Raw genomic sequence first — 8844 nt, forward strand, 5'->3', positions numbered from 1 at the left:
GCGATCGCTAACATCAATGTTATACTAAAAGTATAACTTCAAATTATACTCGCTGATTATGACTACAGCAAAGACAGCTATAAGTCTTGACCAAGAATTATTAAAAGAAGCAGATAAAATAGCCAAGCAAACTAATAACAGTCGTAGTGGTGTTATTGCTCTAGCATTAAAAGAATATTTTCATCGACTGAAACAGGAAGAGATTTTATCTCAACTTAATGACGTTTATGATCATCAAGTAGAAGACGAAACTAAATTTATTAATGCAGGTAAAAGTTATTTCACTCAAAAAATTCTTGAATCTGAAGAATGGTAATCAGACAAGGGGAAGTATATTGGATTAATTTACCAGGACCCAAAAAGTCTGAACCAGAGTTTCGTAGACCTTGTGTTGTTGTCCAAAACGATACTTTTAATCGTTCTCATATTAAAACTACAATAATCTGTATTTTAACTACTAATCTTAGATTAGGTGATGCTCCAGGCAATGTATTGCTGATAAAAGGGGAAGGTAACTTGCCAAAAGACAGCGTAGTAAATATCTCACAAATTTTAACTGTAAATAAAACAGATCTTTTACCAGAAGAAAAGATTGGTCAATTATCAGCATCAAAGATTGACTTAATTGTGTCTGGATTACGAACAATTTTCTAGAAACAGATTTAATATTTTAACCAAAGATTATTTAGATAGTTGGCAGTCTAACGTCTGTTTTTAGTTCATCCCTGTCGAAGAGACACAGAGCGATCGCACTCTAACGGATCAAGATGTCGATCCTGTGCATCAAAAAGTTCGCGATACTTTGGTTAAGAAGTTTGATGTGACTTTGCGGAGTTAAAACTAGCTGATGGTTATATCCCGATCCTTCAATCTCCTTTTAAAGATGATTTTTGATCGGGATTTACTCTTAATTTACCAGTGATTTACTGGTTTTGACTAACCTAATTTGGCAGCTTTTTTGCGCCAAAAGATAAAGTTTTCAATCACTGACTTGCCTTTTTCCATAGCTGCTTGGGGACTAGAATAAACCCCCTCAAAATGATGTATTTGCTCTTGTGGATCGACAATGTTTAAGTGATATAAGTTATTGGCTAAGTTCTGTACAAACAGATTATAGCCGTTGATGTTTGTTTTTGAGTGAGATTCCATGAATAAGCTGCAAGTAAATGTAGGCACGAATATAGCATCTAATATTAACTGACTTTTTAAAAAAGTTAAATTAGTTGACTATACCTTAAACATCTAAGCTTAACTGGAGGTAATTGTCATCAGCAATTTGAGCAGAAATTTTATTATTATTATTGCTTAAGTGGCGATCGCTTGACCAAAATAAGGAATTGCCTGGGCGCTGTCGATCTATGTTAAGCCAGTGGGTAAAAACCTGTTCTCGTAGGTCTTCTGGAGCTAAAATCTGATATATTCTAATCCTTTGGTGATTGTGCGTTTCGTAACGCAGACATTTAATTTTACAAGCAATCTTACCCAAAAGACGGCTAATAATAGTTATGGGACTATAGTTTTTTGCCAGACTTAAATTGAGGATTGTTTTGATCTCGTGACGGTTGCTCAGGGCGATCGCTGCTAGAGACTGTAAATCAGGATCGGTGTTACGTAATTCTCTCGCTTGTTGAAGCAAGACAGGAATGCCTAAAACTTCTAACGACCCGACAATTGCCCCTAATTGAGAACTGTTGAAATCAGGTAAGAATAGGCTACCATGACCTTGTTTGATTAGTTTATGAGCAGCTTTCGTGTCGCGATCTGCTAGATAAGGACGACCAACGGTGAGAAAATAGTGCAGTCTGATTTTTTGATACCAGCCTTGGTCATCTAACGATACTAATTCTGGTGTAATCGGCAGGTGATAACGCTGCTGAAGTTCATATTTGCGGAGTTGACGGCGATCGCCTAATGATTTAATTACCTGTTTGCATAGGTGTCGGTATTGCGCCTCATCTAAACTAGGAGAACGGGAGATCGCTACACATTCAGCTAAATAGTTTTGACTGCTAATTTCTGTAATGGCTGCCACTAAGGAGTTATCTGTAGTCGACTTAGTAGGGATTTCAGGTTGATACTGAGATGCATCAAGAATTTGATGACCTTCGGCTTTTAATCCCGCCAAAATTGAGTTGCGATAGTTAACTGCTGCCGCATTGTATCTCACTGCCATTTTTGCCCAACACAGTAGCGATTCGGCTTGAAAACCTGTGTCTAAATCATCCAAATAGGTAAAGTCTGACTGCTGCAATAAACGGATGTTTAATTGAGTAAACCGCTGACTGGAACTAAGTAGAGCAGGAATTGAGGTTGAACCGTTGCCAATTTTGTTATAGCTATAGTTAGCGCACCACAAATGCCGAGGAACATTATGACGGATTCTTGCCAGGGTTTGGCGCACTGCATTCTCTGCTTGGATTCCTTGAGCGATCGCCCATACCGAAGTAAAGTGCTTTAGTTCAATAGATATCCCTGTTTCAATTGAGGGACTGGCAAGCACAATGTCGTATTGATTTAGAACCTGCTCTAGGTTGGAGATGCAGTTGTAGGCTGGATGCTGATGATCTGTAAGAGATTGAGAATCAATTCTGAGAATTTTGCGCTGAGGAAATTGCTGTTTTAAATAAGCTTCGAGAGTTTGTGTCCCCCATTTACTGGTTAGCTTTTGCGCCGACAAGCAGATAAACGGCTTTCCTCCCTGTTGGATATCTATTTCTAAATTATTAACAAGTTTTTTAGGCGTTTTACCCTGATAGTTATAAACCTGCCATGACTGGGTGCGATCGTTTTGCCAAGTATTGTGCACAATGCAGGGTTTTAAATCTAGCCCTGATAAGGAAATTAGATAATCCAGAGCAATATCACTGAGATCCGCATCGGCAATATACATTTGTCCCTGATTGCCTAAGACATTTTGACTCAAAGTTTTGAAACACTTAAGAATTTCTACGCGACGATCTCTACAGGTACTAGAATTTAGGGCGTGCCATAATACCTGTTCTACTTCATCAATAATGACCAGACTGTCGTGCCACTCATCAGGGTCAAACTGCGCCTGAGATAAACTATGCAAGGAATCAATGCACAAACCATAACCGAGACTAGATCTATCTGGGCGATCGCTTTGGGTAAGATAGTTTAAACCAAAGCGCTGACATAGTTCCTTAACTAACTGTATTCGATGTCCAATGACCAAGACTTTTTGCTGTTTGGCGATCGCTTGCTCGACAACTTTAACTAAAGCCTGAGTTTTTCCTGTCCCCTTAGGGGATTTGATACCAATTAGCTTGGTATGAGGCGAGATCTCTAACTCAGGAAGATAGCGACTATTAAGCTGAATTTCAGCAGGATAGGTTAGTTTGGCCCAAGACTTTGCCTTCCAACTTTCTAAGTCTAAAGCATCAGCATAGGCTTGGGTAAAACATGCTTGACCTTGACTGGCAATTAAATCATCAACCCCTTTGCCCAAGGCACTATCCCAGGTCACCACCTTTACCTGACAACCCGCTTTTTGCAGCAGATAGCCTATTTTCTTCATGGCTGCGTTGACTGCTTTAACCGTCTTTGGTTTGACATCTTGGTCAAAGACTAAATATATTTCTCGCCCAGGTGTAGCTAATTTTGCCAGTTGAGGGATCAAATGAGACTTGCCGATTCGTTTCCCCAGCTCATCTTTGGGGGTACGATAACCATTGTTAATTCCTGGTAATGCCACTGCGCCATAGCCAGCCGATAATAATGCCCCTGCTTTTTTGGCTCCTTCAGTAAGACAAAGAGGAACTTCCGGATGATCGATCAACCACTGCCAAAAGCCTAGATCCGCACGGCGATCATTAATTGCTTTGGAGTTTATTTTAATATCTGCGCGATCGGCAATTCGCTCCCAAAGATTTAGGGGAACTTTGAGAGCAAACAACCCTGTAGAGGTTTTAGGCGGATGCTCATATTTAATTACCTTGTTATCCCGATTAAGAGGGTGATCTGGTTTAAAACATCCCCAGATATCCTCATCTCCATTTAAAACATCGATCCCCGAACACCACCATCCTCCTGCATCTGTGTGGGCATATCGCTGCAGAAATCCTTCACTAATTCTGCCATCATTCCTTCTGGGGATAGAATTAGAATAGAGTAAATACTCTGCGGGAGTAGTACCTTGAAGACCCATTACGTTTAAATTAGTTAGCTCTTCGTCCACACCACTCGCCTGCCATTCCCCTATATAATCCATTACTGCTGATTCCTTGCTCTTTGAGGATTAGTATCATACCACTATATGTAGGGTATAAAAAGAAATTATTAATACAAATACGCTATATGTATAATCGGCTCATAGTTGCCAACTAAAATATGTTTGGGGGTAGTCGATCTATGGATGGGGAAGTCAGAATTTGAATGAAGAGTTAATATTAATTGCTGTGTTCAAATTATTTGAATCAATTTTAAAATAGTGAAACCCTATCATCAGATCCCTATTAAAGACTGTGGCGAACGGTTGATTGCTATTCCGACCAATAGTTTGTCATTAGAACTACCCCATCCTTATGTCAAGTTAGGGGCAGAATATGGTAGCAAATCTCCCTATTGCCTACGTCAAGGAGTGGTGCAGGCATTACTAGAAGCACAATTTTTGCTAGAAAAACGCTATCCTGGTTGGAAAATCAAGGTCTATGATGCTTATCGTCCTGTGGGGGTACAGCAGCATATGGTCAACTATACTTTTGACTCTTTGGTCAAAGAACTTAATCTTTGTGAACATCAACTATCTGCTCAACAGCGTCAAGATTTATGGGGTAAAGTCTATCAACTTTGGGCAGCACCTAGCTTAGACCGAACCATGCCGCCTCCTCATAGTACAGGTGCAGCAGTTGACGTAACCATTATTAATGATTTGGGCGAAGCTCTCGATATGGGGGGTGAAATTGATGAACTTTCTGAGCGATCGCATCCAGAATACTATATTAGCGATCGCGATGGCGAGAGCCAGCAGTATCAATTTAATCGTCAGTTACTCTGTAAAATCATGACTAATTCTGGTTTCATCAGACATCCTGATGAATGGTGGCATTTTTCTTTAGGAGATCAAATGTGGGCTTGGTTGCATAATCAGCAACATCCTACCAATATTGCGATCGCTCGCTACGGTCGAATTTAGTAGATTAAATATATTAAATATTAAGATGAAGCGAGTTGTCTTTTGCTTACTGTATGATGAATACACTAAAGCAGTAGAATCTTATTGATGCTGTTTGGGGGCGCGTGGCTCAGGGGATAGAGCAATAGATTCCGGTTCTATAGGTCGTGTGTTCAAATCACACCGCGCTCATTAAGTAAAAACAATACAACGTAAGGGTTCTGGGAAATATATTATTTCTGGATTATTTCTGGAACTCTTTTTCTTGATGAGGCTGATACCAGTTTGATACCATCTTTAAACATGGCTTCGATTCCCATACGTTTTTTATAAGCTTTAATTGTTTAATTGTTTGTTTTAAGCAAGACAAATTATTGATTAAATACCACCCCTCATTTTTCTTCTTTAGTGCTAAGCGCGCTCTCTTAGCAAAGCGTCGGCATGTTCTCTTAGATGCTGTGGCAGTGCTTCCCAGTCTAATTTTCGCGATCGCCTTTTTTGAGATTTAGCTTCGAGTTGGTCTCGTTTACACCAATCGTCAACGCACCATCTACTTACTTGATAAATCCTTGATGCTGCTGCTTTGCTGCCAACGTCTTCAATGTAATTCACTACCCGTCGGCGTAAGTCTAAACTGTAGGTCATTCTCAACTAGTTTTTTTGGTTATTATACCTATGTTTCTTATTTGGAATGACTATAAAAATATTGATAGCTATCAAGCACAAGTCTGGCAAAATCGCCTAGATACTCTCGATCGCCTGCTCAGTTATGGGGTGAGAAAGCATTTAAATAATTAAACTAATTACCAGGAGCATTAATTGCGCAAAATCTGGGTATTCGCCCTGCTAAAATAACAGTGTCAATCTTTATATTTAACAGCAGTTATGCTACTGACAGAGAATAACTTAGTTGCCTTATTGTATCTAATTCTAAGTGGCACGTATCTTTTAGTGTTACCAGCATTGGTTTATTTCTATCTTAGTAAACGTTGGTATAACGCCGCCTCAATCGAGAGATTGGTCATGTACCTGTTTGTGTTCTTGAGTTTTCCTGGAATGCTTTTGCTCAGTCCTTTTCTCAATTTCCGCCCCAAACGTCGCAATTTACAAGCTTAGGGTCACAGTATGCGTAGAATTGATGTTCTGGGTCTAGGTTTAGGGGTGTTTGTCGCTGCTGGACTAGTTTATCTGGCTTTACAGTTATTTGGTCTGGACGGTATTAATGCAGGAATTTGGACTCAAGCTGCGCTAGTTGTTTTGTTAGTCGGTTGGTCGCTGACCTATTTATTTCGTGTGGGCAGTAAGAAAATGACCTATAATCAACAGCTTAAAGATTATGAAGAAGCTGTAATGCAAAAGCGTTTAGCAGAAATGTCTCCTGAAGAATTAGCCCAGCTACAGCAAGAAATCGAGCAAGGTAAAAAATCTTAGTCTGTCTGCTACCTCAAATATTATTTAAGCTCAAATAAATTTTGCCCCATGAATGTTGCCCATCGTTTTCAACAGCTCAAACAAAATTCTGAATGTGCCTTTATTCCCTTTATCACCGCAGGAGATCCAGACCTGGCAACCACCGCTAAGGCATTAGAGGTTTTGGCTAACAATGGTGCAGATTTAATTGAACTTGGTGTTCCCTATTCCGATCCTTTAGCAGATGGTCCCACAATTCAAGCGGCGGCTACTAGAGCTTTACAAAAGGGAGTTAAACTTGAAGATGTCTTGGCAATAGTTAAGGATGCGGTTAGCAAGATCGATGTGCCAATTATTTTATTTGCTTACTACAACCCAATTTATTACCGTGGCATTGAGCCGTTTCTCAAGCAAGTAAAAGAGGCTGGGGTGAGTGGTTTAGTTGTTCCCGATCTTCCTTTAGAGGAAGCTGAAACTCTACTGAAATCAGCAGCAGATATTGGAATTGAAGTAATTTTACTCGTTGCCCCTAACAGTTCCCCAGAGAGAATTAAAGCGATCGCCCAAAAATCTCAGGGCTTTATTTACTTGGTTTCTGTGACGGGAGTTACGGGTATACGTTCACAAATGGCAACAGAAGTTAAAGATTTACTCACTACTCTACATCACGCTACCGATAAACCCATCGGCGTTGGCTTCGGTATTTCTAACCCCCAACAGGCAAAACAGATTAAAGATTGGGGTGCAGATGCTGTAATTGTTGGCAGTGCGATCGTCAAACGTCTAGAATCAGAAACTGCTGAATCAGAACTTAAGGCGATCGCAAAATTTTGCTATGCTCTAAAACAGGCAATCTCCTAGGAAACTAATTTTGTTGCTCTAAATCTAAAAACAGTAGCCTAAATTTCAACTGCGCTTTGATAATCGAACAAAATCAAGAAGCCAGTTTAATCAATCTGGCAGTTATTTGTCTACGAGTAACCTGAAAAATTCAATATTATTTAGTGTAAATTAAGTTATTAATTCAGATTAATGCGAATTATTGTTACTATTTTCAGGCGTATCTGACGGTAGCAAAGAATTAGGTAAGTCATCAAAATTTTTCTTGACTGCTTTACAAAATTCTTTCATTTGAAGTACGGTCATAGTCGGTTCAGCCTGACCTTTTTCCCAACGGCGAATTGTGGATACTGCTACGCCAATTTCTCGTGCTAATTGTTCTTGAGATAACTTAACGTTTAATCTTAGTCTTTTAAATGGTGAATTTGTTTCTTGGCGCTGCGATTTTTTAGGTCTTGTCATGGTTTTTCCTGAATTATCGTGATTAATAGAATTAGAATAGTGGCTAGATTTTTTTTGACCAGCAAAATTATTTATATTGAGAGAAAATTATGCCTTATATATTTAGCATAAAAGAATCAATATATATCATAAAACTAATACTTTTAAACAATAATTATTTAGGCTTTTATAGCAAATAAATATTGTTGAGTATCAGTAATATTGATAGTTCCTGTCCAAATAAGTAAGAGTAATTACTGAATCAATAATATGGGTTAGCGATGTATTTTCATAACAATAAAAATATTTTGCTGTCAAGCAAAACTCTGTTAATAATTGAGGGTTATACGCTCTATTTGTACGCTCAATTTTGTCCTATACTAACAAATTATTAAAATAAGACTATTCGCAAATTTACGGAATTTATGAGCTATTTTTTTTAATCAATCAGTACATTTGATATATCTTCAAACAAGGAATATTTGTAAAACAATAAAAATCAAATCAAGTTGATTTTTAGGTAAATTTACTGCACCATGTTTAGATACAAATACGCTCAAAATAAGCGAATAATAGCTTATTTTGAGCGTATAAAGACTTTGGTTTAAGAGATATCAATTGCACACTTCCCGATTCAAATGCGTTGGCGATCAGCATGGAAAAAGTTATATAAAACTAGTTTAAATAATATTATGGCAGTAAATATTGCGCCAAATATAAATATTCTGTAAATATACTTAGTTATTATAAATTTGCCTATGATTGATGCAGAGAGACAGGAGTACTTTGTCACGGATTATTAGCCATTCTAGTCTTTCAAAGTTATTTTTATTTTGAAGATGCTTTGTATTGGGAATGACTATTAAAAAAGTAGACCTGTATCGAAAATAGAAGCTATGACAACATAGATTGATAGAAAGCTAGTAATTATGATTTTTTTATTGTTAGCTCCTGATGTTACGCACAATTGTTGATTGGCAAAGATTTAGCTCTGGAGAGATTATGGATATGGGAACAAC

11 protein-coding genes and 1 tRNA gene are annotated in these 8844 nt (G+C 38.2%); 8 read left to right on the forward strand and 4 right to left on the reverse strand.

The annotated features are described in order from the left end of the window. The first annotated feature begins 58 nt into the window (after positions 1–58). Positions 59–316 carry a ribbon-helix-helix domain-containing protein gene (locus C7B62_RS22490; RefSeq protein ID WP_106242687.1) on the forward strand — a complete coding sequence of 86 codons (258 nt, stop codon included), beginning with the start codon at positions 59–61 and terminating at the stop codon, positions 314–316. Beyond that, complete coding sequence (locus C7B62_RS22495) at positions 310–654, forward strand: type II toxin-antitoxin system PemK/MazF family toxin (RefSeq protein WP_106242690.1); 345 nt, start codon at positions 310–312, stop codon at positions 652–654. Before C7B62_RS22490 ends, C7B62_RS22495 begins: the two co-directional genes overlap by 7 nt. Before the next feature lie 282 nt (positions 655–936). On the opposite strand, the gene C7B62_RS22505 is transcribed toward C7B62_RS22495, so the two are convergent. Together C7B62_RS22505 and C7B62_RS22510 are read right to left on the reverse strand one after the other, a co-directional pair. Next, a complete protein-coding gene (locus C7B62_RS22505) occupies positions 937–1149 on the reverse strand; it encodes a hypothetical protein (protein ID WP_106242694.1) in 213 nt (70 codons plus the stop codon). Between the two features lie 85 nt (positions 1150–1234). Then, on the reverse strand, positions 1235–4231 hold the full coding sequence (locus C7B62_RS22510) for a plasmid replication protein, CyRepA1 family (protein ID WP_106242700.1): 2997 nt from the start codon (positions 4229–4231) through the stop codon (positions 1235–1237). 219 nt (positions 4232–4450) lie between these two features. On the opposite strand from C7B62_RS22510, the gene C7B62_RS22515 reads away from it, so the two are divergent. Then, positions 4451–5155, forward strand: coding sequence for a M15 family metallopeptidase (locus C7B62_RS22515; protein WP_106242708.1), 705 nt, complete (start codon positions 4451–4453; stop codon positions 5153–5155). Between the two features lie 98 nt (positions 5156–5253). Next, positions 5254–5326, forward strand: a tRNA-Arg gene (locus C7B62_RS22520). Positions 5327–5545: 219 nt separating this feature from the next. Here C7B62_RS22520 and C7B62_RS22525 read toward each other — a convergent pair. Then, on the reverse strand, positions 5546–5779 hold the full coding sequence (locus C7B62_RS22525) for an IS630 transposase-related protein (RefSeq protein ID WP_106242712.1): 234 nt from the start codon (positions 5777–5779) through the stop codon (positions 5546–5548). A gap of 30 nt (positions 5780–5809) precedes the next feature. On the opposite strand from C7B62_RS22525, the gene C7B62_RS26950 reads away from it, so the two are divergent. The 4 genes from C7B62_RS26950 to trpA all read left to right on the forward strand — a co-directional run bounded on the left by C7B62_RS26950 (position 5810) and on the right by trpA (position 7405). Beyond that, on the forward strand, positions 5810–5932 hold the full coding sequence (locus C7B62_RS26950; RefSeq protein ID WP_255414081.1) for a hypothetical protein: 123 nt from the start codon (positions 5810–5812) through the stop codon (positions 5930–5932). Positions 5933–6019: 87 nt separating this feature from the next. Next, on the forward strand, positions 6020–6250 hold the full coding sequence (ndhL, locus tag C7B62_RS22530) for an NAD(P)H-quinone oxidoreductase subunit L (protein WP_106242715.1): 231 nt from the start codon (positions 6020–6022) through the stop codon (positions 6248–6250). Between the two features lie 9 nt (positions 6251–6259). Beyond that, complete coding sequence (locus C7B62_RS22535) at positions 6260–6565, forward strand: DUF3007 family protein (RefSeq protein WP_106242718.1); 306 nt, start codon at positions 6260–6262, stop codon at positions 6563–6565. Between the two features lie 48 nt (positions 6566–6613). Next, positions 6614–7405, forward strand: coding sequence for a tryptophan synthase subunit alpha (trpA, locus tag C7B62_RS22540; RefSeq protein ID WP_106242723.1), 792 nt, complete (start codon positions 6614–6616; stop codon positions 7403–7405). A 168-nt stretch (positions 7406–7573) separates the two neighbouring features. Here trpA and C7B62_RS22545 read toward each other — a convergent pair whose 3' ends face one another. Beyond that, complete coding sequence (locus tag C7B62_RS22545; RefSeq protein WP_106242727.1) at positions 7574–7846, reverse strand: helix-turn-helix transcriptional regulator; 273 nt, start codon at positions 7844–7846, stop codon at positions 7574–7576. Between the last annotated feature and the right edge of the window lie 998 nt (positions 7847–8844).

Source organism: Pleurocapsa sp. CCALA 161, assembly GCF_003003995.1.
Lineage (GTDB): Bacteria > Cyanobacteriota > Cyanobacteriia > Cyanobacteriales > Xenococcaceae > Waterburya.